Source organism: Halomonas salipaludis, from assembly GCF_002286975.1.
GTDB classification, from domain to species: domain Bacteria; phylum Pseudomonadota; class Gammaproteobacteria; order Pseudomonadales; family Halomonadaceae; genus Franzmannia; species Franzmannia salipaludis.
The window spans coordinates 138,818-164,239 of record NZ_NSKB01000009.1 but is presented as its reverse complement, the minus strand read 5'-3'; the positions used below and the strand labels follow the sequence as shown (position 1 = coordinate 164,239).

Here is a 25,422-nt window from a genome sequence, read left to right as displayed (position 1 = left end):
TGAGTGGCAACTCCCACAGTATAGCGAGAGCTTGGATACTCATCTACCACTCTTTATTACACATAGTTACTCATTGCCCTCATCCGCGTAGCGGATGAAGGTTCCCACCGACAAGCCTCTCAACAGCTTGTAGCGGTAGCGCCTCTCCACCTCGGGGTTGGCCCATCCGGCCTCCGGCCACTCATCCAGGGCCAGTTGCAGTGCGTCCAGGTCCAGAAAGTCGCCAGCGCTACCATGCGCCTTGAGCCGTTCGAGCTCTTCACGCAATTGGGGCAGGGCCTGCTCGGTCTGCTCGTACCAGTCGGCGGCCTGCAGGCCGCGTGTCTTGGCATGCAGAATCTCGTCAGGGAGCACGTTTGCCATCAGCCGCTTGAGCAGCGACTGCGGTTGGCCGTCTTTCAGATACTGCGAATCTGGCACCGCCAGACAAAACTCTATGAGTCGCACATCGGCGGTGGGGTCGCGATACTCGACACCGTCAACATTAGCCGCAGCGTTATATTCCCCAGTATCGGTAAGGTTGAGTATATCGATACGGTCCTGCCGTCCTCTGTCGGTAGGCTGATAGGTAAGGTCGAAGCCTTGATCGCGTGCACGTGCGCTTGTGTTAAGGCGATGTGAGAATCGAGCATTTATAGCGCTGTGACCGCCAAGCTCCCAGGCTCGGCCTCGATATTTTTCGAATGCCTGCCACAACGGGCGGGGGAGTAGCGGGGCGGTGGAAAATTTTACCATTTGTCGCCAGGTTAGGGTTGGGTAATGCTGCTTCATACCCTTGAAGACTTGCCACAAGGTCAACCAGCGCCCGGTACGCACCAGCTGTGGCAGATAAGGCATGCCGTCATACGAGATGCTCATATTGCCCTTGTCGCCACACAGTAGCACTCGGACACCGCGCTTGGCCGCGTCCTCGCGAATGGCAGCTGTCCATACCGCGTTACAGGCGTTGAGCGGCGCCCGATCGAGCATCTCTGTGGTCTCGTGGAGATTATCCAACGGGGAGGTGTCGTTGGTACGAATCAGGACGTGCTCGACGTTGCTGAATCGATCGGCGACCTTGCGTGCTGCGGGGCCTTCATCGGCATGGCGACCGCTTGGAACTGGACCGTCGAAGTTTTCGCGCGGCACGGCGGTGTAGGCGATCAGCGGCTTGTGCTGCTGGGCTAAGAGCTGCGCGGCAAAGGCAGTGACGGTTGTGCTGTCCTTGCCTGAGCTCAGGTGTGTGGCAACTGGGCCGGAAGCGCGCAGTCGGCAGGCCACTGCGCGGTTCAAGTGTGCGCGCAGCGCGTCGACGTACTCCTGGTCGCTATCGAAGTGGATCTCATAGTCGGGGTCGAACTGGTGATAGCGCTGCGTGCTGACGCGGTCGTCCTCGAGCAGCACGGTATGCCCAGGCTCAACGCGATACACATCCTTGAAGAAGGAGGCCGGTCCTGTCATGGGCAGCATGCACAGATAATCATGCAGCTGCTCTTCACAGATCGCCTTGCTTAGCCCGGGGATGGCGAAGAGGGCCTTGGGCATGGTGGCGAAGGCGAACAGGTCGTGGCGTTTGTACCAGAACAACGGGCGCACCCCCAATGGATCGCGAGCCAGCCACAATCGCTTGCGCTTGGGCTGCCAGCATGCCAGGGCAAAGTCTCCGAGCAGGTGCCTCGGGGTGTCCATGTCCCAATGTCGACAAGCGTGCAGGGCCAGGTCGCTGTCGGCCATCAAAGCGAGCTCCGAGGTCGCTATTTCAAGTGCTGTGGCAAGCTCTTCGCGATTGTCCAGGCGACCGTCGAACACCACCACCATGTCCGATGCAGCATCCACCAGCGGCTGGTGGTCCAGGCTATCCTCCGGTGTCGTGCGCAGCAGGGTGCGCAGCATGCCGCTGGCGCCTTGCTGCCATGCATGCTGGGCATCCCAGCCGTAAGGTGTCAGCAGTACCTGCATCCGATGAAGCGTGTCCCGGTCGATGGCTTGGCCGTCGAGTTGAATCAGGCCTGCTATGGTACTCATGAGCGTGTCTCATCCTGCACAGCGTGGGTAAGAAGATCGCCGAGCCGCTCGAACAGCGACTCGGCAACCGCTTCCGGCCGGCGCACGGTCAGTGCCTGACGATAGAAGCGTGCGACATCCTGGCCGGTGCCGATGGCCGCCAGGGTGATCGCGCTCTGGTCGATCTCCTGGATGACGCGTCTAAGGTGTTGTTCGAGGAACTCTCGGCCATTGGCCTGAGCCGTTGCCTTGTCGTAGGGCGCACCGTCGGAGAGTACGATCAGTACCTTGCGCGGCTGTGGCTGACGAATCAGGCGTTTGGCTGCCCAGTAGAGAGCTTCACCGTCGATGTTTTCGTGACCCAGTTCCTCGCGTAGCAATAACCCCAGGTTCTGGCGGGCGCGACGCCATGGCTGCTCTGGCGTTTTATAGATGATATGGCGAACGGCATTCAGCCGCCCTGGTATTTCCGCGCCAGGGGCGGCCTGCCACTGCTGGGCCAAGGGGTTGTCGGCATTGAAGCGCGTCGTGAACCCCAGCACTTCGCAACGTATCTTGCACAGTTCCAAGGTATGCACCGCGAGGTCGATCGCGATCGCCGCCATGCGCCTGCGTTCGCCTCGCATGGAGCCTGATTGATCCACCAGCAGCGTCACGCAGGCCTCGGGCACTGGGGCTTGCTGTTCGACGCGAAACACCCGCTGGCTTGGGTTGTCGCCAATCAGTCTGGCCAGGCGACGGCTGTCGAGCCGCCCCTCATCCTGATCAAATGACCAGTGGCGTAGACGTGCCGCCATCAGGCGCCGCTGAAGGCGGTGCGCTAACTGGCGGAGCCGTCTGCGGTCTGGCATATCCAGTTGCTTCAGTGCGATGGCATCATCACTGCGATACCAGAAGCTCGCCGGCTGTTGCTCGTCCCAGGCGCGTGAGTACACCGCATAGCCGTGTTGGCGGTCGTCGCGTTCGATCTGCTCGTCCTCTAGCGTTCGAGCATCGTGGGGGCGGCCCGTAGCGGTGAGCTCGGCGTCGGGGTCCTCCTCTGCGGAGCCATGCCGAGAACTGCCGTGTAGCGTTAGCTGGGGTTGGTGGCTGTCGGCATAGTAGCGGGCAAGACGCTTTACGATGGGTGTGACAGACTCCCTGAAGGCGCGGTCGTTCTCCACGTGGTGCGAGGCCGCGGCAAGCGCATGCAAGATATCGCTATCCTGCAAGTTCTCCAGGCGCGCGCCTTGGCGAGTACCAGCCGTGCTGGGCGTAAGCAGTTTTTTCAGCCACGCGGGGCGAGAGACTGGCTGGACCGGAGGGGCTTGTAGAATCGTTGGGGGATGAGGGGATTGCCCAGCAAGGAGAATGCGTGAGGCCCGATAGAGCGCGGCCATGGCGCTGTCGTCGGGTGCCGTTAGTTCGGCATGCATCAGGTTACTGGCCATGCCGGGGAGATGTCGTGAGGCTAGCGTCTCGACTCGCGCTCGCTCGATCAGTGCGTACCAGCCCCACTCCTGCTCGCTGAACGCGCTGTCCTGGTCGGGGTCGTGCCAGCGACGCCATGCTGCCAGGGCATCCGCTTCGCCGCGGCTGAAAGTGTTGCAAGGAGAGGCTGCGCCCAGCGGCTTAACGGACGAGTGACCAGCAGCGTAGGTGCGTGTCCACGCTGCGACCAGCTCTGTAGCACGGCTGGGGTCAATAGATGCCTGAGACATGGGCCGTGCCCTGCAGTAACTCAGCGTCGAAACAGCGCTGATAGAGTTCGCCAACCAGCGGGCGCTCGGTGTCGTCGCAGCGGTTAACGAAGGCCAGTCGCAACGCTTCTTCAGTGTCGTCGATGAGCGTGATGTTTTCCCCCCAGGAGACCAACGTGCGCAGCGAAAGCAGCGAGGAAAGATCGCCCTGTTGGAAGGCCTGGCGAGTCAGCCCGGCGAAGGTCACCATGCGCTCGACGGTGGTCGTCTCGAGGTCGGGTAGCCGGGCCTTGAGTATTTCCTGCTCCTGCTCGGGCGGCATGTAGCCGAGCTCCGACACCACGTGCCAACGATCCATCTGTGCCTGGTTGAGGGCCTGGGTGCCGGCATAGAGGCCCGTGGCGTCGCCTTGTCCAGCCGTATTGGCCGTGGCAAACAGGCGAAATGCCGGATGCGGGGTAATCACCCGATTCTGATCGAGCAGAGTCAGGCGCCCATGGCTCTCGAGCAGGCGCTGAATGACGAACATCACGTCGGGGCGGCCGGCGTCATATTCATCGAACACGATCGCAACGGGCCTCTCCAGGGCCCAGACCAGTATGCCTGGTACGAACTCGGTGACCTGCTTGCCATCGCGGATCACTACCATGTCGCGGCCAATCAAGTCGGCGCGGGTGATGTGTCCATCGAGATTGATGCGTATGCAGGGCCAGTTGAGTCGCGCGGCTACCTGTTCGATATGCGATGACTTGCCGCTTCCATGGGGACCATGCAGGTATACGCGTCGATTGTGGGTAAAGCCCATGAGAATGGCTTTCGTGACGTCTGGCATGAAGCGGAACGCAGGATCGAGTTCCGGCACGTGTTCGTCGGCGTCACTGAATGCGGGAACGGGCCACGGCAAGTGCAGCTGGAACGTATGCTCGGTATCGCAAAATGAGTCTGGGCTCGAAGGGGCGTCGTTCATGGCCGCGCAAAGCATTCCTTGTTGAGAACGTGTGTATCGTGCCATCCCATGGCACGCTAGGCGTTCGGTTGACGATGAATCTAACCTAGCAGAATGGCTGACATGGGAGCAATGCTGTCAGTGAAAAATGTGTCTTTATGTTAATTATGGCGAGGCGAAGCCTGCTGGCGGTAATCGGTGTGAAAGCAGTGTCTATCCATGAGCCCGCTATTGATGCGGGGTAGGGCGGTTGTTGGGTGCTGCCCGTCGCATGACTGGCGGGCTGTTATTTTGTCACTAGACTGTTAATATTGCTGCCGTAGGCAGCCCCGGCTGGCCTCGCTTGTCGCACCTTGGCAGATTCCTGCAATACGCAGGAACGCTAGGTGCGTCTAGATTGCGATGCGATGAGACCTCGTACCAGGGAAGCACGAAAAACAATGCAAGTCTTTGATAAAAAGGCGCAATTATGGCTGAAAGTTGGCGCCACGGTCAGTAAGGGACGCTCGTCATGACAGTTACGCTCAACGCGCCGGTTCAGTTGGATCCTTGCTTACGGTTGTTGATACTCCTCGCACGGCTGCAGCTCACGGAGGCCCAGAGCCGTGCTGCGCTCGCGCTGTGTGAGGAAATCGCTGACTGGGAGCAGTTTACACGCCGAGCCCAGGAGCGGTTCGTGCTGCCGCTGGTATATCGCCACCTGCGCAAGCTCATGCCGCCGTCGCTGCCCGAAGAACAGCTCGATCTCATGAAGCTGCACTCCCTCAGCGTCCTGCAGTACAACATGAATGTGACGGCGGCGCTGCGTGACTTGGTCAAGGACCTGCTGGGGCCCCTGGAGCTCCAGCATGTGTTCTTCAAGGGACCGACGCTGGCCGAGCGGTATTATGACGAGCCGGCCATGCGTTTCTGCCAGGATATCGATGTACTAGTGCCCCGCGAGCGTATGGGTGAGGTGCTGGAACATGCATTGGGCCAGGGGTATACCCCGCTCGACCCTGCGGCGCTGGAGAGTGATGCGACCAGCCTGGCGTTCGTCTCCCGGGTGCAGAAGGTCATTACCCTGGTATCACCGCGGCGGATCGCCATCGAGTTTCACCAGCGCATCGACAACATCGGCTCGATCTACGATTCTCGCCAGGTATTGGCCATGGCCGAGCCGATGCGCCTTGGTAGCCGCTACATATCGGTGATGCCGACCTCAGAGCTGTTCGTCTATATCTGCTGGCACCACACCAAGCACTACTGGTCCCACCTGCACTGGCTGGTCGACATGGACGCCATTCAGCGCCACCCCAGTTTCGATCTCAAGGCCGTCATGGCGTGTGCCGACCGGCGTAATCTTCGCGCCACCGTGGAGGCGTCCCTGGAGCTGTTCGCTACCCTGGCGGATCCTGAACTATGGGAAGGCAAGGCGTTGTCGGAAAATGGCAGGGACATGCTGGCCATGTCATTGAAAGCCATGCAGGGCGACCACCAGGTCGAGCTTGCCATGCGCCGCCAGAAGGCCACGCCAGACTTCTCGTTCAGCTGGCAAACCAATGCACGGCACTGGTTGCGTTGGAAGCTTCTGGGTTGGACGCGCCTGTTCCGGCCTAGCTATGCTGATTATCAGAGTTGGCCGCTACCCCGAGGGTGGCAGTGGCTCTATCGAGTCACCCGCCCATTTCGTGAATCCTATGTGCGCATGACCTCTGGAAACACCCATAAATGAACCTGTCTGATGGCGGCCAACCATGATCCAGACCGATAAGCTGCTTGCTCCTGTACTGACCTTGCGGCGCATCTTGCCCATGCTGTGGAAGAGCAGCCGCAAGTGGACGGTACTCAGTACCTTGCTGATGGCGCTGGAAGTGGTGTTTGGTCTGGCGGTGCTGTATCTCCTCAAGCAACTGGTGGACGTCGTTACCCAGATGCTTGGTAGTGAGGGGGATCCCGGCGGGCTGTCGCATGTGCTGCTCTATGTCGCGTTGACCGGTGCGAGCACTGTCGCGTTCATCGCTGCGCGAAGCCTGTCGGGGTTGGCCCGTGAAGCCCAGGGCATGATGGTGGCCGATTACGTGGATCGCGAGGTGCACTCACGCGCCGTGCGTGCCGACCTGGCATTCTACGAAAGCCCGCGCTATCACGATACGCTGGAGCGGGCGCGCCAGTCCGGCAATCAGCGGCCTGCCCAGGTGGCCAGTAACCTCATGATGCTGGGTAAGAACAGCTTGATGCTGGCGGCCGTTGTGGTGCTGATCGTGACCATCAACTGGCTGCTGCTGCCGGTGTTGTTGATTGCCATCGTGCCGGCCTTGCTTGTACGCATCTACTTTACCCGCTACCTGTACGAGTGGCAGCGGCGTCGTACTCAGATGGAGCGCCGAGCTGCCTACCTCGACTGGCTGATGACCTCCGACATCAACGCCAAGGAGCTGCGCCTCAATCAGTTGGGCGACTACCTTCGCGACCAGTACTCCAAGCTACGCGCTACCATTCGCGGCGAGAAGCTTGCCATCACCAAGCGTCGCACCAGTGTCGAGATGGTGGTGGCCAGCATCGCCTCGGTGGCCTTCTTCGGCTCATTGGGCTTCCTTGCCTGGCAAACCGCTGAAGGGCGCAACAGCGTTGGCGACCTGGTGCTGTTCCTGCTGATTTTTCAGCGCGCACAGTCGATGGGGCAGGAACTGGTCCAGCAGCTCTCCAAGCTTTACGAGGACCACCTCTACGTCGGCTTGCTGTTCGAGTTTCTGGATATCCGGCCTGCCATTGCCGAGCCTGAGGAGCCGCGCGAGGTGCCTGCTGAGCCCCGTGAAGGGGTGTGCTTCGAGAACGTGGGGTTCTGCTACCCCGGCACCGATAGCCAGGTACTGCACAATATCGACCTGACCATCCGTCCAGGGCAGATCGTGGCGTTGGTCGGCGCCAACGGCTCAGGCAAGACGTCGCTGATCAAGCTGCTATGCCGGCTTTACGATCCGACATCGGGACGCATCACACTCGATGGCATCGATGTGCGAGAGTTCGGTATCGAAGAGTACCGGCGTGTTTTCAGTGTGATTTTTCAAGACTACACGCACTATGCGACCAGCGTGCGCGACAATATCCGCTTTGGCGATATTCGCGAGCCAGAAGACACCCCTGCCGTAAGAACCGCGGCCATCAATGCCGGAGCGGCGCCTTTCATCGAGACCCTCAAGCGGCAGTACGATACACCGCTGACGCGAATGTTCGATGACGGCCAGGAACTGAGCATCGGCCAGTGGCAGAAAATCGCCTTGGCCCGGGCGTTCATGCACCGCTCGAACGTCATCATCCTCGATGAGCCCACCAGTGCCCTGGACCCAGGGGCCGAATTCGAACTGTTCGAGAACTTCCGGGAGCGGATCGACCACCGTGCGGCTCTGGTCATCAGTCACCGCCTCTCGACCGTCAGAATGGCTGACTACATCTATGTGATGGACAAGGGGGTGATCTGTGAAGCCGGCACCCACGATGAGTTGATCAAGCGTCAAGGTATCTACTGTGAGCTATTCAGGCGTCAGGCGCACCACTACCGAGAGGTCGATGCTGAAGAGACCCCCTGACCGATTTGGGCTGACATGCCGATGAAGCTTGGCCAGGCGGTTGGTCATGCCAACAGCGTATTGATGCTGGCCTTCGTTGCCCTGCTGGTGCTGATTCCTGACGCCCATAGAGTCGTTGCGCTCGCGGGGCTCGGGCTGTGTCTACTGATCGCTGTGACGGCACGACGCGAGCAGTACGCAAGGCTCGATCGGGACGACGCCTGGTTCTGCGCTGCACTGATGCTCTACGGGGCTGTCTGGTTGCTTGATGTATGGCGTTCGGGGCACTGGCCAGTCATCGAGAGGGCTGGCATTCGCGCGCTGCCGATCTGGCCACTGTTGGTGGTGCCGCTGCTGATTGGCCTGCGTTGCTACCCGCCCAATCCACGCATGTTGTGGTGGGGCGCCTGTTTGGGTGCTTCAGGGGCGGGGCTGATTGCGCTCTATGAGCGGCTGGTGCTTGGGGCGGAGCGGGCCAGCAACGGTATCAATGCCATTCCCTTCGGCAATCTCTCTCTGCTGCTTGGCTCGCTGGCGCTGATGGCAGTGCTATGGAGCCTGCGCTATCGCTCGCCCAGGCATGCATCCTTGCTGGTGCTTGCGCTGCTGGCCGCCGCCTTGGGTTTGCTTGGGTCGCTGCTCTCAGGGACCCGCGGTGGCTGGGTTGCCTTACCTTTTGTGATGCTGCTGGTCTTCCGCGCTGCCCGGGACGTATTGCCAAGGCGTTACCTGCGCTTCGGGATTGGTGGCTTGGCAGCGCTGATGCTGGTGATTGTCGTATTGCCACATAGCGGTGTCGGTGAGCGCGTGGGGCAGGTGACAAGCGATGCGCAGCGCTACTGGCAGCAGGGCAATGCCGGCAACTCCCTTGGCATGCGTCTGGAGCTGTGGCGTGCCGGGGCGATCATGGTTGCTGAAAAGCCACTGTTCGGCCATGGCGAACGCCATATGGAGGACGCCCTGAGAGCCTTGGCCGAGGAGGGCAGGGTCTATGACCGCGTCATCATCCATGTGCAACTACACAACGAGATCATCGACACCGCGGCCAGGCGGGGACTGGCCGGGGTGCTGAGCCTGATACTGCTATATGCAGTACCACTGTGGTTATTCTGGAAGAAGCTGCGCCGATCCCGCCATGCGCCCGACCTGCAGATACTGGCTGCCGCCGGCATGATGGTGCCGGTGGCCTTCTTCGACTTCGGACTGACGCAATCGATGCTGCGCGACCTACGGGGCTTGAGCGGCTACCTGGGATTGTGCGTGGTGTGCTGGGCGGCACTTCGCGCTCGCGAAGAGGCGCTTGCAGCCGCACCACGCTCTGGGTCGTGTGGTTTGCATCCAGGCACTAATATTGAAGATGATGAAGACAGGTTTTTCGTCCAGCGTTCAAGGAGCAGATCATGAGCGATCGCAAAGAGTCATCGCAGGAGCATCGCCTGCGCGAAGGGTATGAACGCATGCTGGCGCGCCTGCAGGAGGGCGCCGACGAACTGTCATGGGAGGCACTGCAACAGGATCTCGACGACGCGGTGGAGTTCGAGGCCGAGTTCGAGGAGTTCACCAAGGACGAGCTCGCGCTGCTGCGCGCCTGGGTCGAGCGCGACCTCAAGGACATGCGCCGTTATCTTGCTGCCGGCGGCAACAGCGTGGCCAGCTGGCTGGGCATCGATCTTGCGGTGCTATCGCGTAAGGTCAGCGAGGCGCTGCTGTCGGTGGCCGACCGCAGTGTCGTCGACCGCGAGCGGCTCGAGGACGACCTCGAGGCGGCCCAGGCCGACTACTGCGAAGGCGAGATCGCCGCTCCCGGGCGCATGGCCTGCGTGCACTGCGACGCCAGGGTCACCCTCGAGACGGTTACCCGCATCGAGCCCTGCCACCAGTGTGGGCATCGCTACTTTGCCCGCGCCTCCGACTGATCAGGCGAGGAGCCGGTCGAGCAGGACGATGCCGACCACCACCGCCAGGGACATCACGGCGGCATAGGGGGCGTTGAGGCGCATGGTGCGATAGCCGCTGACGCCGTAACGCCCCTGCAGCGAGAGGTTGATCCCCGACAGTGGCCCCACTGCCGTGCCCACACCCCAGGAGGCCAGCGCCACGAAGGCCAGCAGCGTGTAGCGGCTGCCCTCGAGGTCGAGCATCGAGGCCAGCGTCGAGACGCCGATGATCGGATGCAGGCCGGCGATGGCGCTGGCGACGATGATCGCATAGCTTGCCACCGCCTGGGGCGCGCCGAAGTGCGCGAACAGCACCCACTCGCCGCCGGTCACGGCGGCGATCAGCGTCGACAATCCTTGAGTAAAGAGCCCCGCCGCCAGGAACAGCGAAATCTCGCCGCGCATGCTCGGCAGCCGCCGGCGGGTATGCTCGACGAGGCGCCGTCGCGTCCAGCGCAGCCCCTGGGGCAGGTTGCTGGCCAGCGCCGCCGCCGGCAGCAGAAAGGTGATAATGCTGACGATCGACAGCCCAGGCGTCAGGCCGTAGTGAAACAGCATCACCAGGCTTGCCATGGCCACCGGCATCAACAGGTTGGCCGGCGACATGGCGAAACCGGGGGTAGCGGCGAGGTCGAAGCGGCGCTGCAGCTCGAGGTAGGTCAGCAGCCCCGACAGAGCCCCCAGTGGCACGCCGAAGGCGAGAATCCACAGGAAGTTCATCTGCGGCGCCAGGCTCATCACCACCCCCATCGAGGCGAAGAACGGCGACCAGAACGCGGCGCTGGAGAGCCCCCGATTGAGAGCCAGGATTTGTGGCGGGCTGAGCGGTGCGGTGGCTGGCGGGGTGGGCGTCGGGTTGAGGCCGCGCAGGCGGTCCCCCACCATGAAGACGGTGGAGAGGTTGAGGATCGACCCCAGCAGGTGAACGCTGAACCAGGTGCTGAGCACGCCGCGCCAGCCGGTCAGATGGGTACCGCTGCGACTGGGGCTTTGACTGCCGATCAGGCTGATGAAGCTGACGCCTACCAGCATCGCTACCACGTAGGTATTGCCGTCCAGAATCCACGGCCAGGCCACCTCGGCGGCATAGCCTAGTCGTGCCGCCAGCAGCATGCCGGCACCCAGTGCGATCAGTACGCCGGCCTGGCGCCGTGAGCGGGTAGGGATGTCGCGCCACAGCAGCACCACCGAGAACCACAGCAGATAGCCCACCGGCAGCGGCGTCACGGCCGCGCCAGTGAACAGCAGGATCTGCCAGATCAGCCCGGCGAGGATAGCGACGCCGGCGATCACCTGACGCAGCGAGGGCGAGTCGGGGCGAGTGGGGGCGGCGGGCGGCGCATCCTGAGCGGACATGAGTATCCTGAGCGAGCGACCTCGCGTAAGGGGAAAGTTAGCATCCTAGGTAAATTGTCGCCGAGGCTCAAGCGAGCCCCTGCATAGCGTCCGCGGGTGGGCGGCCGCGAACGTCAGCGCCGACGGTAGGGCAGGTAGCGCAGTGGCAGCACCGGCGCCTCGGGCGACTGCAGGCGATCGCTGCTGGGCGCGCAGCCGAAGAAACGGCGATAACTGCGTGAGAAATGCTCCAGCGATGCGAAACCGGCGGCACTGGCGACGGACGCCACACTGAGGTCCGTCTGCTGCAGCAGACGATGGGCACGGTTGATGCGCAGCCACAGGTAATAGCGCATCGGTGTGACCCCCAGCTCATGCTTGAAGCGGCGCTCCAGTTGACGCGTCGAGAGGCCGGCATGGCTGGCCAGCTCGGCAGTGCTTAGCGGTGCTTCGATGTGGCGGCGCATATGACGCAGCACCCGGCGAATCTGTGCCGAGGTTTCGGCATGGTGGAGCGGGTCGGCGGCAAGCTGCTGGCGAGTGCCGTCGCGTTGACGACGTTCTAGGAGATGATTGCGCAGCTCCTCGAGCAGGGCGGGTTCCACATGGCGAGCCAGCCAGGCGAACATCAGGTCGACGATGGCGGTGCCCCCGGCGCAGCTCAGCCGGTCGCGGTCGAGGCAGTAGAGCTCGCTGCTGGTCTCGAGTTGCGGGTAGCGCTCGGCGAAGCCCTCGCGGTTGTCCCAGTGCATGGCGACACGATGGCCCTGCATGACCCCGGCGGCGGCGAGCATGTCGCTGCCTACCTCGATACCGCCGAGGTTGGCTCCCGCGGCGGCACAGTGGCGTAGCCACATGGCCAGGCGTGTATCGTCGCGGTAGCTCTTGGTGGCGAAACTGGCCAGCACCCACACCTCGTCCAGCGTATGCGGAGCCGGCCACTCGCGCTCGACGGCCAGCGGCGTGCCGTTGGAGGCCATGACGCTCTCCTCCAGCCCCAGCAGCTGCCACTCGAAGCGCGGCTCCTGGGCGAGCCAGTTGATGATGAACAGGCTATCCAGAATGGTCCCCAGGCCGGCGAAGGAGAACGCCGGCATCAGCATCAGCTTGAGCCGGTAGGGGGGCGTCGAGGGAGCGCTATCAGGCAGGCCAGGCGTACGCATCAGTGACGATAGTCAGGGGAGTCACGGTCGAGAATGCGCAGCAGCGCGGCAAAGTGCTGCTGGGCGGCCCCCTCGGCCATGTAGTCGTCCCACTGGGCCGCGGTCTTGCGCGCCACCGTGTCGCTGACCGGCTTGAGCGGCAGGCCGCTGCTGCGAGCGATCAGATAGGTGCGGCAGGCGCGCTCGAAGTAGTAGAGTCGATCGAATGCCTCGGCGACATCGGCGCCGGTGGTCACCACGCCGTGGTTGCCGAGCAGCAGTACCGAGGCACGGTTGGCCAGCCCGCCGAGGCGTTCGGCCTCGTCGGCGAGCCCCATGCCATCGAAGCCTTGATCGACATAAAGACGCTCGAAGAAGCGCATGCTGTTCTGCTCCACCGGGGGCAGATGGGGCGCTTCCAGGCAGGCCAGTGCGGTGGCATAGGGGGCGTGGCTGTGCAGGATGCAGCCGATGTGCTCGCCCTGGCGATGCATGGCGCCGTGAATCGCCCAGGCAGTGGGGTCGATGCCCGCCGGCGCTTGCCCGTGGCGATCCACCTCGAGCAGGTCGCTGGCGCGCAGCTCCGAGAAGTGATGACCGAGCGGGTTGATCAGGAAGCGTCGCTCGTCCAGCGCCAGGCTGCAGTGATTGGCGGTGGCCTCGTGCATGTCGAGACGGGCCATCCAGCGAAAGGCGGCGGCCAGCTGCTGGCGCGGACTGGCATCCAGGATGGGGCGCGACACGTCGTGCTGTTGCATGGAAATCTCCTGTCGGGGACTCAATACTGAATCCAGCGCGTCTTGACGGCCATGTATTTTTGCATACCGGCGAGGGCGTAGTCGCGACCGATGCCCGACTGCTTGACGCCGCCGAAGGTGGTCTGCAGGCTCACGGCATCCACGCCATTGACCGTGACGGTGCCCGCCTGCAGACGGTCGCACAGGCGGTGCGCCCGTCCCAGGTCGCGGGTCCACAGCGAGGCCGCCAGGCCATAGTCGCTGTCGTTGGCCAGTGCCACGGCCTGCTCCTCGTCGTCGAAGGGGGTGACCGTCAAGACCGGGCCGAAGATCTCCTCGCGGAACAGGCGTCGCTCGGGGGTGACGTCGGCAAAGATCGTCGGCGCCACGAACAGCCGTCCGCCGTCCGCCTCGCGGGGCTCGCCTCCGCATACCAGCCGCGCTTCGTTGCGACCCAGGCGCAAATAGTCGCAGACCTTGTCGAACTGGGCCTGGCTGACCAGCGGCCCCAGCGTCGTGGCGGGATCGAGCGGATCGCCGAGGGTCAGCGCATTGGCGCGGCGGCAGAGTGCGTCGAGCAATGGCTCGGCCAGCTCGCGCTGCACCAGCAGCCGTGAATGAGCCGAGCAGACTTGACCGGCATTGGTGAAGATGCCGCCGGCCACGGCGTCGGCGACCTCCTCCAGATCGCCTGCGTCGGCGAACACCAGATGCGGACTCTTGCCGCCGCACTCCAGCCACACCGGCTTCATGTTGGACTCGCCGGCATAGACCATGAAGCGCTTGCCGATGTCGCTGGAGCCGGTGAAGCCGATGGCATCGACGTCGGCGTGGCGGCCCAGTGCCTCGCCGGCCTGGTGGCCATGCCCGGGCACCACATTGACCACCCCCTGGGGGAGGCCAGCGATCTCGCACAGCTCGGCAAGGCGCAGTGCCGACAGCGATGACTCCTCGGCGGGTTTGAGTACCACGCTATTGCCGGCGGCCAGCGCCGGCGCCAGCTTGACGCAGGCGTTGTGAAGCGGATAGTTCCAGGGCACCACCGCACCGATCACGCCCAATGGCTCATGGCGCATGCTGGCCTGCACGCCGGGCGGCGAGGCGGCCAGGGCGTCGTACCACTTGTCCTGCACCTCGGCATACCAGTCGAACAGTCGCGCGGACTCCTCGACATCGTCGAGGGCCTCGTCGATACGTTTGCCGACTTCCAGGCAGTCGAGCAGGGCCAGCGTCTCGGCGTGCTCGCGCAGCCCCGCGGCGATTGCCTGCAAGACCTGGCGACGCCGGGTCGGTGTGGCTCGCGACCAGTCGCCGGCGCTGAAACTGCGACGTGCAGCGGCCACGGCCAGGTCGATATCCGTGGCGGTGCCGGCGGCGATGCGTGCGACGGGTGGCCCGCCCATGGGATTGAGGGAGTCGAGCCAGTCGCCGGCCTGGGCCGCCTGGCGCTGGCCGTCGATGAAGGCACGACCGTCGGCTGTCAGCTCGGCGGCGAGGCGGTGCCAGTCGTGGTGGCTATGAGGCATGCGGGACTCCACTTAGAGGTCGAGAACGAGACGCGGGCCGCGGGGGCGCGACACGCAGGGATAGATCAGGTCGTTGAGGGCCTTCTCGGCGCTGGACTGCACGGCGTCGAGGTGCTCCACCTCGCCATCCAGCAGCGGTGTGGCGCAGGTGCCGCACACGCCTTCGCAGCACAGGCGCGGCGGGGCCACGCCGTGTACCTCCAGGGCATCGATCAGGGATTGGCCCGGGGCCAGCGTGAAGCGTCTGCCGCTGGCCTCAAGGATCACCTCGCAGGCGTCTTGAGGGGCGTCGCTCGGCACGGTGTCGTTATGGAAGCGCTCCAGGCGCAGGCAGCCCGCCGGCCAGTCGGCGGCGAGACACTCCAGCTCGTCGAGCAGCGAGGCGGGGCCGCAGGCATACACGCGGGTGCTGGCACGAGGCGTGTTCACCAGGGTGTCGAGGCGAGTGCGCCCATGCTCGCTGGAGACATGCAGATGCAGCTTTCCGGGCGGGAACAACGGCGCCAGGGCGGCGGCGAACAGCGCCTGCCGGCGATGGCGCACCAGATAGTGCAGCTCGCGGCTGGCGTCCAGCGCGTGCAGGCGTCTCGCCATGGCGACCAGCGGGGTGATGCCGATCCCGGCGCCGACCAGGCAGTGGTGAGCGGCGCTCTCGTCGAGGGGAAAGCGATCATGGGGGCCGCTGGCGGTCAGTCGAGTGCCCGGCATGGCGTGCTCGGCGAGCCACGCCGAGCCGCCGCGGGAATCGCGCTCGTGGAGCACGGCGATGCGGTAGATCCCGTCGTCGGCACCATCGAGCAGTGAATAGTGGCGCATCATGCCGTTGGGAAGCGTGAGTGCCAGGTGAGCCCCCGGTGCGGCCGGAGGCAGGGTGGCGCCGTCGCTTGCCGCCAGATCGAGCCGGTAGAGGCGTTCGCCGAGGGCTTGGTGGTGGCGGATTTCCAGGCATAGAGCGTCGTGCATGAGAACCTCAGCGTTGCCGATGTTGCCACTCGGGGTGAATCCAGGTCGCTGCCTCGCTGGGCGGCAAGGGGGGCTTGCCGAGCAGCAGGTCGCTGGCCTTTTCGGCGATCATCACCGTGGGGGCATTGGTATTGCCGCTGACGATGCGCGGCATGATCGAGGCATCGACCACGCGCAGCCTCTCCAGACCATGGACACGCAGTTCGGGGTCGACGACCGCCTCGGGATCCCCCGCGGGCCCCATCTTGCAGGTCCCGGCGGCGTGATAGCCGGTCTCGGTGGTGCGTCGCGCCCAGGCGTCGAGGTCGGCGTCGCTGTCGATATGCGCGCCGGGGGAGATCTCTTCACCGCGCAGGCCGTCGAACGCTGGCTGGGCGATGATTTCGCGTACCAGGCGCACGGCGCTGCGCATATCGGCTTGGTCGCGTTGGCTGGCCAGGTAGTGGAAAACGATCTCCGGTGCCTCGCCCGGGTCGGCGCTGCGCAGCCTGACGTGACCGAGGCTGGTGGGGCGCATCAGGTCGATATGCACCTGGAAGGCGTGCTCGCGCAGCGGCGCCACCGAGCCCGGCGGCACCGCCGCCGACATGAAGGTGAGCTGGATGTCGGGGTGCTCGACCCCGGCGCGGGAACGGATGAAGGCGCCGGCATCGAACTGATTGCTGGCCGCCAGTCCGGTATGGCGGCAGAACCACTGCAAGCCCAGCCACCACTTGCGCGGCGCATGCGTCCAGGGGGCGATGGAGACCGGCTGCTCGGCATGGTAGGCGACCACGCTGTCAGGATGGTCGCTGAGACGCTGGCCGACCCCGGGCAGCGAATGTTGGCAGTCGATGCCATGCGCTGTCAGTGCCTCCTCGGGGCCGATCCCGGAGAGCATCAGCAGTTGCGGGGTGTTGATGGCCCCGGCGGCGAGGATCACCTCGCGTGTGGCCGTGGCGTGACGGGTGTCGCCCGCGACGCGATAGCGCACGCCCCGGGCGCAACCGGCGTCGAGCAGCACCCGTTCGACCAGGGCGCCGGTGATCACGCTAAGGTTATTCCGCGACCTGGCGCGGGCCAGATAGCCGCGGGCAGTGCTCCAGCGTCGGCCGCGATAAGTGGTGCGATCGACGCGCCCCATGCCTTCCTGGCAGTAGCCGTTGGGATCCTCGGTGTAGGGATAGCCGGCCTCAACGCCGGCATCGAGGAAGGCGCGCGCCAAGGGATCATAGGGCCGGCCGGCGCTGACCCGCAGCGGCCCATCCTCGCCGTGGTAGTCATCGCCGCCCAGCTCGTGGGATTCGGCGCGGCGGAAGTAGGGCAGCACCTCGGCATACCCCCAACCGGGGCAGCCGCTCTCGGCCCAGTGGTCATAGTCGCGGGCGTGACCGCGAATGTAGACCATGCCGTTGATCGACGACGAGCCGCCCAGGGTCTTGCCACGGGGGGTGGCGATATAGCGGTCGTCGAGATAGGGCTCCGGACCGGAGTGATAGTGCCAGTTGAAGCGCGGGCCATCGATGGCCGCGCCCATGGCGGCGGGCATGTCGATGGTCCAGGAGTCGTCACGCGGACCGGCCTCGATCAGCAGTATCCGGTAGCGGCCGTCGGCGCTGAGCCGATCGGCCAGCACGCAGCCGGCCGAGCCGGCGCCGACGATGATGTAGTCGTATGACGCGGGGTCAGTCATGCCAGGGCCTCGCCACGCTGATGGATTCAGTGGGTATCGCGATAACGGTCGGCGGCGTCCTGCTCCCCGTCGGCGCTGGTCACGCCGTCGAGCCAGCCAAGCACCATGTCGGGGTTGTCAGCGAGCCATTGGCTGGCCACTTCCTCGAGAGGGATGTCGCGGCGGCTGTAGTCATAGACCCAGGCATCCTGGACGTCGATGGGCAGCACGATCTGCTCGAGCAGACGGGTCAGGTTGGGGTGGCGCTCGACGAAATCGGCGGCGACCACGGTAGACACCGAGCTGGCATCGCCCCACAGATTCTCCGGGTCCTCCAGGTAGCGAATATCGAAGTCGACATTCATCCAGTGCGGTTCCCAGCCGAGGAAGGCGATCCACTCGTCGTCGGCAATGCTGGTCTCCACCTGTGACATCATGCCGGCCTCGCTGGAGGCCACGACCCGCCAGTCGCTCAGCTCATAGGTGTCGTTGTCGACGGCCTCCTGCATCAGTTCGTTGCCGACGTTGCCGGGTTCGATACCGTAGAAGGTGTGGCTGAAGCGTTCGCCGTGTTGGGCCAGATCGGCCATCGAGCGCACGCCAGCCTCCCAGACGTAACCGGGTACCGCGAGCTGGAAGCGCGCGCCTTCGATATTCTCGGTCAGTTCGACCAGTTCACCGGCTTCCAGGCGCGGGTCGAGCATGCCGCCCTGTGAGGGCCGCCATAGCGCCATATTGATATCCAGGTCACCGCTGGCCATGCCGCCGAGGATGATTGAGGAACTGGCTTCCTGGAGGGTGGCGTCATAGCCAAGGGTTTCGACCAGTTGGCGGGTGACCTCGGACTTGACCGTGGCACCGGGCCACTGGGGCGTGGCGAAGCGGATCGTCTCGGCCTGGGCGGCGAGCGGCGCCAGCAGCAGGGCGCTGGCGGTCAAGCGTGACAAGAGGGTAGGCAGTGATGGGCTACGCATGGTCAGGGTCTCCTGGTGTTATCGGTTGTCTTGCGGGGCGTGGTTAGAAACCGCACACACCCCCGCCATCGACGCTGAGAATGGCGCCGTGGGTGAAGCTGGCGCGGGGCGAGGCGAGGTAGAGAATCGCCTCGGCGACCTCGACAGGCCGTGCCATGCGCCCCAGCGGGGCGCGGGCATGGGCGTCGGCCAGATAGCCAGCGGGATCGGGACTGCGCTGTGCGGCATGATCGATCATCTCGGTGGCCACGTTGCCGGGGCAGACGCAGTTGAGGCGGATGCGCCCGGCCAGCTCCAGTGCCAGGGCGCGGGTCAGGTTGACCACGGCCGCCTTGGCGCCGGAGTAGACGCTGCTGGGAGGGAAGCCGATCAGCCCGGCATCGGAGCCGAGGTTGACCACGTTGCCGCCACTCGCCTCCAGTGCCGGGAGCGCCGCCTGAATGGCAAAGAAGGTACCGGCAACGTTGATCTGGTAGTGATCGTCCCAGTGTTGCTGGGTGACCGCTTCGAAGGGCACCTCCTCGAACACCCCGGCACAGTTGATCAGGCAGTCGAGACCGCCGAGCCGCTCGCAGGCCGCGTCCACCACCCGCTGGCAGCTCGCGCGGTCGCGCAGTTCACCCACCGCCGCCAGGGCCGGGGTGTCACGCTCGGCGTTGAAGGCGTCCACCGAGGCTTCGCTGCGCGCACCGATGGCAACCCGTGCGCCACGCCTCAGCAACAGCTCGGCGGTGGCGGCGCCGATGCCGCGAGCGCCGCCGGTGACCAGCACGCGACGGCCGCGGAACTCGCCGTCAGGGGCATCGCTCATAAGCGACTCGCGTCGGGGTGCAGGGCGCGGAACACCAGACGGTGGAAGTGATGCACCAGGTGCTCACTCTCGTTACTGCGCTCGGCATCGATCATGTAGCGCCCCTGGTTGTAACCCAGCGAGTGCAAGCCCTGCTGCACGGTGACGTTGAGGTCGATGTCCTCCGGGCCGAGCTCATCGTTCATCCACGCGATGCTGGCTTTGGAGACCTCGGAGATCGGCTGCTGGGCGCTGTAGTAGCCGAAACGCAGGAGACTGCGCTCGCTGTCCAGCGGGATCATCATGAAGGTGCCCAGGCACTGGGTGAACGGGAACTGATAGAAGGTGTTGTGCGGCCAGATACCGATGTTGAAGAACCCATCACCCGGCTCGGGGGGGCGTGACAGGGGCTTGCCATAGGCCTGGATGGCGTCGGGGTTGGGCGGGGCGCCGTAGGTCCACCAGTGGTCGAACTGACGCAGCCGATAGCCGGCGAAGTCGATCAGCGACGCAAGATCGACGTGGCAAGGCCCCGAGAGCTGAAAGTGATAGCCTTCGATGGAGTTGTCCATGATGACCTTCCAGTTGGCGGGGACGATGACATCGTCCTCCTCGACCAGCTGCATCTTGTCGAGATCGGGGATCGCCTCGCGCATGGCCCGGTCGGCGCCGGGAAACAGCGTCTGCATCGAGTCCGCATCGGGATCGAAGTTGAAGAACACGCAGTCGGCGAAGACCTCCATGCGCACGGCCGGGATGGCGTGCTGCTGCTTGTCGAAACCGGCCAGACGCTCGCTGCGCGGGGCGCTGCGCAGCGCCCCGTCCTGGCCGTAGCACCAGGAGTGGTAGGCGCAGCGAATCACGCCCTTGTTGATGCCGCGCGTCTCGTTCAGCAGGCGGTTGCCGCGATGCTGGCAGACGTTGTGGAAGGCGTGGATGTCACCCTGGCGGTCGCGCATCAGGATAACGCTCTGCTGGAAAATATCCCGGACCACGAAGGCGCCGGCTTCACTAAGCTCATTGACATGACACCCGAAGTGCCAGGCCTTCATGAAGATGCGCTCGCGCTCCTCGGCAAAGATGGTCTCGTCGTAGAAGTAGCGGGAGGGCAGGGTGACGGCTGTCTCGGCGGACTGCTCGTCCCACTGCTGGATCGGAATCCGGTCCGTCATGGGTCTGGCTCCTCATGCTGTAACGGTAGCCCTCAGGCTAGGCTGCTACGTCGAAGAGGCATGAGGTTTTGCGACACTGCGTTGCCGAATACTTGATTATTTAAGACTAATATCTGTCGTTTTTAATCAAAACATTGTCCAAGTAAGGCAGATATCCGGAAAGGCATTCTGATAAATAGCGACATTAGTCAGTGGGCGATATGTCGCCGCGGCCGAGCGCGGTGCGTTCGCTATCCAGCAACGCCAACATCGAGCGCGCGGCGTTGGAGAGGGTGCGGCTCTTGTGCACCAGGTAGCCCAGCGGCCGCTCGATGGGGCGATGCTCGATATCCAGCACGTGCAGGCTAGCGTCGATCAAGGACTCCGGCAGCACGCTCCAGCCCAGGCCGATGCTGACCATCATCTTCAGCGTCTCCAGGTAGTTGGTGGAGAGCGCTACCTGCACTTGCAGGCCATCGCGGGCGAAGGTGTCGATCACGATGCCGCGGGTGAAGGTCTGCGGTCCGGGCAGCACCGCATCGTGGGCAGAGAGTGCCGTCAGCGGCGGTGTGGCATCCTGTGCCAAAGGGTGGTCAGGGGCGCACACGAAGCGCAGCCGGTCGACCCACACCGGCACCACCATCAGCTGCGGGTCAGGCACCGGGGCGAGGGTCACCACGGCGATTTCCAGCTCGCCGTCGAGCACCTCCTGGTAGGCCTGCTCGGAGTCGAGGAAGCGCATGTCCAGGCGTACCCCGGGATGCGCGCGGGTATAACGCTTGAGCAGCGGCGGCAGGCGATGCAGGCCGATATGGTGGCTGGTGCCCATGGTCAGGCTGCCGGCCACGTCGCCACTCAGGTTGGAGAGTGCGCGGCGGCTGTCGTCGACCATCACCAGGATCTGCCGCGCCCGCGGCAGCAGCAGCCGGCCCGCCTCGGTCAGCGACACACGGCGATTGATGCGGTCGAAGAGGCGTGCACCGACCTGCTCCTCGAGGCTGGCGATACGCTTGCTCACCGCCGGCTGGGTGAGGTGCAGCTGCTCGCCGGCCAGTGAGAACGAGCCGTGATCGGCCACGGCGAGGAAGGCTTGGAGACTTTGCGTATCCATTTGATGTATTCCTCGGGGGAATTCAAAGCATAAATAACATGAATTGATTTTATGGGCGAGGGGCGGGAGACTGCGGGTATAGCGATAAGCGCCCAGCGCCCAGCGCCACGACACAGCGGCGCAGGGGACAGGCCGAAGAGGAGGTTCGATGCCATGGATGGCATCGGTAGCGTACAGGGAAGTATTTACAGCGCCTCCTCGTAGGCTTGTCGCCGAGATAGCCGCGGCGCACCGGGCACAGACCGGATGATGAGAACAGGGCCCCAGAGCCCGGGAGAACGATATGGCAGGCCAGACCCTTTACGACAAGCTGTGGTCGCAGCACCTGGTCAAGGCGCGCGACGACGGCACCGCCTTGATCTACATCGACCGCCAGCTGCTCCACGAAGTGACCTCGCCCCAGGCCTTCGAAGGCCTGCGCCTGGCGAATCGCAAGCCGTGGCGGCTCGACGCCAACCTGGCGACACCGGACCACAATGTGCCGACCACGGTGATCGAGCGCGCTGAAGGCAATGCCGGGATCAAGGACCCGGTGTCGCTGATCCAGGTCCAGACCCTGGACGACAACTGCGCGTCATTCGGCATCGAGGAGTTCAAGATCAACGACGCCCGCCAGGGCATCGTGCACGTGGTCGGGCCGGAGCAGGGTGCGACCCTGCCGGGCATGACCGTGGTCTGCGGCGACTCGCATACCGCCACCCACGGTGCCTTCGCCGCGCTGGCCCACGGCATCGGTACCTCCGAGGTGGAGCACGTGTTGGCCACCCAGTGCCTGCTGGCGCAGAAGATGAAGAACATGCAGGTGCGCGTCGAGGGCGAGCTGGGTGTTGGCGTCACCGCCAAGGACGTGGTACTGGCGATTATCGGCAAGATCGGCACCGCCGGCGGTACCGGCTACGCCATCGAGTTTGCCGGCAGCGCGATCCAGAGCCTCTCCATGGAAGGCCGCATGACGGTGTGCAACATGGCTATCGAAGCCGGAGCCCGGGTCGGCCTGATCGCCGTCGACGACACCACCATCGAGTACCTCGCCGAGCGCCCCTATGCGCCGACCGCCGAGCAGTGGGACGCCGCCGTGGCCGACTGGCGCGGTCTGGTCTCGGACGCCGACGCCGCCTTCGACAAGGTGGTCGAGATCGACGCCGCCAGCATCGAACCGCAGGTCAGTTGGGGCACCAGCCCAGAGATGGTCACCGGTATCTCCGGCGAAGTGCCGGACCCGGCCGACGCCGCCGACGACACCGTCAAGCGCAGCTACACCCGCGCGCTGGAGTACATGGGCCTGGCACCCAAGCAGAAGATCACCGATATCCGCCTCGACAAGGTGTTCATCGGCTCCTGCACCAACTCGCGCATCGAAGACCTGCGCGAAGCGGCCAAGGTCGCCAAGGGCAAGAAGGTGGCGAGCTCCATCCAGTTGGCTATGGTGGTACCCGGCTCGGGGCTGGTGAAGCGCCAGGCCGAGGCCGAGGGGCTCGACAAGATCTTCACCGAGGCCGGCTTCGAGTGGCGCGAGCCGGGCTGCTCGATGTGCCTGGCGATGAACGCCGACAAGCTGGGGGCCGGCGAGCACTGCGCCTCGACCTCGAACCGCAACTTCGAGGGGCGTCAGGGCTACGGTGGCCGCACCCACTTGGTCAGCCCGGCGATGGCCGCCGCCGCTGCCATCGCCGGCCACTTTGTCGACGTGCGTCAGCTCGACGCTCAACCTGCTGCCCAGGAGGCCTAAGCCATGAGACAGTTCGAACGCGAGCAGGGCCTGGTCGCGCCGTTGGACCGCGCCAACGTCGATACCGACCTGATCATTCCCAAGCAGTTTCTCAAGTCGATCAAGCGCACTGGCTTCGGCGTCAACCTGTTCGACGAGCTGCGCTACCTCGACGAGGGCTACCCGGGCCAGGATGCCAGCCAGCGTCCGCTCAACCCTGACTTCGTGCTCAATCAGCCGCGTTATCAAGGTGCCAGCGTGCTGCTGGCACGCCGCAATTTCGGCTGCGGCAGCTCCCGCGAGCACGCGCCCTGGGCGCTGGAGGACTTCGGCTTTCGGGTGGTGATCGCGCCGAGCTTTGCCGACATCTTCTACAACAACGCCTTCAAGAACGGCATCCTGCTGGTGACCCTCGACGAAGACACCGTGGACCGGCTGTTCAAGGCGGTGGAAGCCAACGAAGGCTATCGCCTCGACGTCGACCTCGAGAACCAGCGCGTGACCACCCCGGAAGGCGAGATCATCGAGTTCGAGGTCGACGCCTTCCGCAAGCACTGCCTGCTCAACGGCCTCGATGATATTGGCCTTACGCTGCAGGATGAGGATGCCATTCGCGATTTCGAGGCCAAGCATCGCGCCGCACGGCCGTGGCTGTTCCGCGACAAGGCCCTGGCCTGAAGACTGCACGGAGGTTGCTCGCGAGGCGCCGGGGGACAGGCCAAAGAGGAGGTTTGCGCCATGGGTTCGGAGCACTGCTCCGAACGGGCTGGCCATGGATGGCCAGCCCCGGTCCTGCAAGCGGAGCAGGATGCGAGAGCGCAGCAGGGCGCAAGGTAGCGCCCAGGGATGGGTTCACAGCGCCTCCTCGTAGGCCTGCCGCCGGATCAGCCTCGCTGCCACCGACGCCGGCATGAAGCATTCATATTCGCCGTTGGATCAGATAGCACCCACAAATGGCTACGTGGCATTACAAGGATTGAGAACGACATGACACGCAAGATTCTAGTACTCCCGGGCGACGGTATCGGCCCGGAAATCACTGCCCAGGCCAGCCGTGTACTGGCCGCCTGCCAGGCCCGCGGCCTGGATGTCGAGGTCGAGGAAGCGCTGGTCGGCGGCGCCGCCTACGATGCACACGGCGAGCCGCTGCCCGCCGAGACCCTGGCCAAGGCCGAGGCTGCCAGCGCCATTCTGCTCGGCGCCGTGGGTGGCCCCCAGTGGGACAAGATCGAAGACCTCAGCAAGCGCCCCGAGAAGGGCCTGCTCGGCCTGCGCAAGAACCTCGGCCTGTTCGGCAACCTGCGCCCGGCGATTCTCTACCCGCAGCTCGCCGAGGCTTCCAGCCTCAAGCCCGAGGTGGTGTCGGGGCTCGACATCATGATCGTGCGCGAGCTCACCGGCGGCATCTACTTCGGCCAACCGCGTGGCATCGAAGAGCGCGGCGGTGAGCGTGTCGGCTTCAACACCTACGTCTACGCCGAGAGCGAGATCGAACGCATCGGCAGGGTCGCCTTCGAGATGGCGCAGAAGCGTGGCAAGAAGCTGTGCAGCGTCGACAAGGCCAACGTGCTCGAGGTCACCATCCTGTGGCGCGAGGTGATGGAGCGCCTGGCGCCGGAGTATCCCGATGTCGAGCTCTCGCACATGTACGTCGACAACGCCGCCATGCAGCTGGTACGCGCGCCCAAGCAGTTCGACGTGATCGTCACCGGTAACATGTTCGGCGATATTCTCTCCGACGCCGCGGCGATGCTCACTGGCTCCATCGGCATGCTGCCCTCCGCCTCGCTCAACCAGAGTGGCCAGGGCATGTACGAACCGTGCCACGGCAGCGCCCCGGACATCGCCGGGCAGAACATCGCCAACCCGTTGGCGACGATTCTCTCGGTGGCGATGATGTTGCGCTACTCGCTGGACGAGCCGGCCCTGGCCGAGCGCATCGAGACGGCGGTGGGCAAGGTCCTCGACGACGGCCTGCGCACCGCCGATATCGCCTACCCCGGCACTCGCCAGGTCTCCACCAGCGAGATGGGTGACGCCGTGCTGGCGGCATTTGAGGGGCTATAAGCGCCTAGCTGCAAGCGTCTAGCACTAAGCTGTACGGCGAGGGGCTACAGCCAGGTCTTGGCGAAGCGGCTTTCCCGGCGACAGGGCTTCGCGAAGACGCTGTGGACCCCTCCATGGGCGCTCCATTTTTCTTCCCTGAAAAATGAGCTTCGCTTATTCCTGTCCCCGGGGCCG

Annotated in this window: 20 protein-coding genes; 7 read left to right on the top strand and 13 right to left on the bottom strand. The window is 64.4% G+C overall.

Features of this window, described 5'->3' with window-relative positions; translation table 11 throughout:
- Positions 1–66: 66 nt before the first annotated feature.
- The 3 genes from CK498_RS21675 to CK498_RS21665 all read right to left on the bottom strand — a co-directional run bounded on the left by CK498_RS21675 (position 67) and on the right by CK498_RS21665 (position 4,467).
- Complete coding sequence (locus CK498_RS21675) at positions 67–1,938, bottom strand: asparagine synthetase B family protein (RefSeq protein ID WP_267873765.1); 1,872 nt, start codon at positions 1,936–1,938, stop codon at positions 67–69.
- A gap of 62 nt (positions 1,939–2,000) precedes the next feature.
- Positions 2,001–3,683: a cobaltochelatase CobT-related protein gene (locus CK498_RS21670; protein WP_095622941.1), complete on the bottom strand. Its 1,683-nt coding sequence runs from the start codon at positions 3,681–3,683 to the stop codon at positions 2,001–2,003.
- A complete protein-coding gene (locus CK498_RS21665; protein WP_229359171.1) occupies positions 3,664–4,467 on the bottom strand; it encodes an AAA family ATPase in 804 nt (267 codons plus the stop codon). The genes CK498_RS21670 and CK498_RS21665 overlap by 20 nt, the downstream gene beginning before the upstream one ends.
- Positions 4,468–5,119: 652 nt before the next feature.
- Here CK498_RS21665 and CK498_RS21660 point away from each other — a divergent pair.
- Genes CK498_RS21660 through CK498_RS21645 form a run of 4 tightly spaced genes read left to right on the top strand, consistent with a single transcriptional unit; the run spans position 5,120 to position 10,072 of the window.
- Positions 5,120–6,322, top strand: coding sequence for a nucleotidyltransferase family protein (locus CK498_RS21660; protein ID WP_095622939.1), 1,203 nt, complete (start codon positions 5,120–5,122; stop codon positions 6,320–6,322).
- Positions 6,323–6,344: 22 nt separating this feature from the next.
- Positions 6,345–8,177 carry an ABC transporter ATP-binding protein gene (locus CK498_RS21655; RefSeq protein ID WP_095622938.1) on the top strand — a complete coding sequence of 611 codons (1,833 nt, stop codon included), beginning with the start codon at positions 6,345–6,347 and terminating at the stop codon, positions 8,175–8,177.
- A gap of 15 nt (positions 8,178–8,192) precedes the next feature.
- The gene (locus CK498_RS21650) at positions 8,193–9,560 is read left to right on the top strand and encodes an O-antigen ligase family protein (RefSeq protein ID WP_095622937.1); all 1,368 of its coding nucleotides are present in this window, start codon (positions 8,193–8,195) and stop codon (positions 9,558–9,560) included.
- Complete coding sequence (locus CK498_RS21645; protein ID WP_095622936.1) at positions 9,557–10,072, top strand: zinc ribbon-containing protein; 516 nt, start codon at positions 9,557–9,559, stop codon at positions 10,070–10,072. The genes CK498_RS21650 and CK498_RS21645 overlap by 4 nt, the downstream gene beginning before the upstream one ends.
- Here the strand turns inward: CK498_RS21645 and CK498_RS21640 are convergent, their stop codons facing one another.
- The 10 genes from CK498_RS21640 to CK498_RS21595 all read right to left on the bottom strand — a co-directional run bounded on the left by CK498_RS21640 (position 10,073) and on the right by CK498_RS21595 (position 21,473).
- Positions 10,073–11,449, bottom strand: a complete 1,377-nt coding sequence (locus CK498_RS21640) for a hypothetical protein (protein WP_095622935.1) — start codon at positions 11,447–11,449, stop codon at positions 10,073–10,075. It lies immediately after the preceding gene.
- Between the two features lie 113 nt (positions 11,450–11,562).
- Positions 11,563–12,591, bottom strand: coding sequence for a GlxA family transcriptional regulator (locus CK498_RS21635; RefSeq protein ID WP_095622934.1), 1,029 nt, complete (start codon positions 12,589–12,591; stop codon positions 11,563–11,565).
- A complete protein-coding gene (locus CK498_RS21630; RefSeq protein ID WP_095622933.1) occupies positions 12,591–13,328 on the bottom strand; it encodes a class II aldolase/adducin family protein in 738 nt (245 codons plus the stop codon). Before CK498_RS21630 ends, CK498_RS21635 begins: the two co-directional genes overlap by 1 nt.
- Positions 13,329–13,348: 20 nt before the next feature.
- Entirely contained in the window at positions 13,349–14,833 is a 1,485-nt protein-coding gene (locus CK498_RS21625) for an aldehyde dehydrogenase (protein WP_095622932.1), read from the bottom strand.
- A 12-nt stretch (positions 14,834–14,845) separates the two neighbouring features.
- Positions 14,846–15,796 carry a PDR/VanB family oxidoreductase gene (locus CK498_RS21620; RefSeq protein ID WP_095622931.1) on the bottom strand — a complete coding sequence of 317 codons (951 nt, stop codon included), beginning with the start codon at positions 15,794–15,796 and terminating at the stop codon, positions 14,846–14,848.
- A 7-nt stretch (positions 15,797–15,803) separates the two neighbouring features.
- On the bottom strand, positions 15,804–17,468 hold the full coding sequence (locus CK498_RS21615; protein WP_095622930.1) for a choline dehydrogenase: 1,665 nt from the start codon (positions 17,466–17,468) through the stop codon (positions 15,804–15,806).
- 26 nt (positions 17,469–17,494) lie between these two features.
- Entirely contained in the window at positions 17,495–18,421 is a 927-nt protein-coding gene (locus CK498_RS21610) for an ABC transporter substrate-binding protein (protein ID WP_095622929.1), read from the bottom strand.
- A gap of 43 nt (positions 18,422–18,464) precedes the next feature.
- Positions 18,465–19,232 (bottom strand): SDR family NAD(P)-dependent oxidoreductase, encoded by a 768-nt coding sequence (locus CK498_RS21605; protein WP_095622928.1) that lies wholly within the window; start codon positions 19,230–19,232, stop codon positions 18,465–18,467.
- Positions 19,229–20,383, bottom strand: coding sequence for an aromatic ring-hydroxylating oxygenase subunit alpha (locus CK498_RS21600; RefSeq protein ID WP_095622927.1), 1,155 nt, complete (start codon positions 20,381–20,383; stop codon positions 19,229–19,231). The genes CK498_RS21605 and CK498_RS21600 overlap by 4 nt, the downstream gene beginning before the upstream one ends.
- Positions 20,384–20,567: 184 nt before the next feature.
- Complete coding sequence (locus CK498_RS21595; RefSeq protein WP_095622926.1) at positions 20,568–21,473, bottom strand: LysR family transcriptional regulator; 906 nt, start codon at positions 21,471–21,473, stop codon at positions 20,568–20,570.
- A gap of 283 nt (positions 21,474–21,756) precedes the next feature.
- Here CK498_RS21595 and leuC point away from each other — a divergent pair, with 283 nt between their 5' ends.
- The 3 genes from leuC (at position 21,757) to leuB (ending at position 25,248) form a co-directional block, all read left to right on the top strand.
- Complete coding sequence (gene leuC, locus CK498_RS21590) at positions 21,757–23,202, top strand: 3-isopropylmalate dehydratase large subunit (RefSeq protein ID WP_095622925.1); 1,446 nt, start codon at positions 21,757–21,759, stop codon at positions 23,200–23,202.
- Between the two features lie 3 nt (positions 23,203–23,205).
- A complete protein-coding gene (leuD, locus tag CK498_RS21585; RefSeq protein ID WP_095622924.1) occupies positions 23,206–23,859 on the top strand; it encodes a 3-isopropylmalate dehydratase small subunit in 654 nt (217 codons plus the stop codon).
- A gap of 309 nt (positions 23,860–24,168) precedes the next feature.
- Complete coding sequence (gene leuB, locus CK498_RS21580; protein ID WP_095622923.1) at positions 24,169–25,248, top strand: 3-isopropylmalate dehydrogenase; 1,080 nt, start codon at positions 24,169–24,171, stop codon at positions 25,246–25,248.
- Positions 25,249–25,422 lie beyond the last annotated feature (174 nt).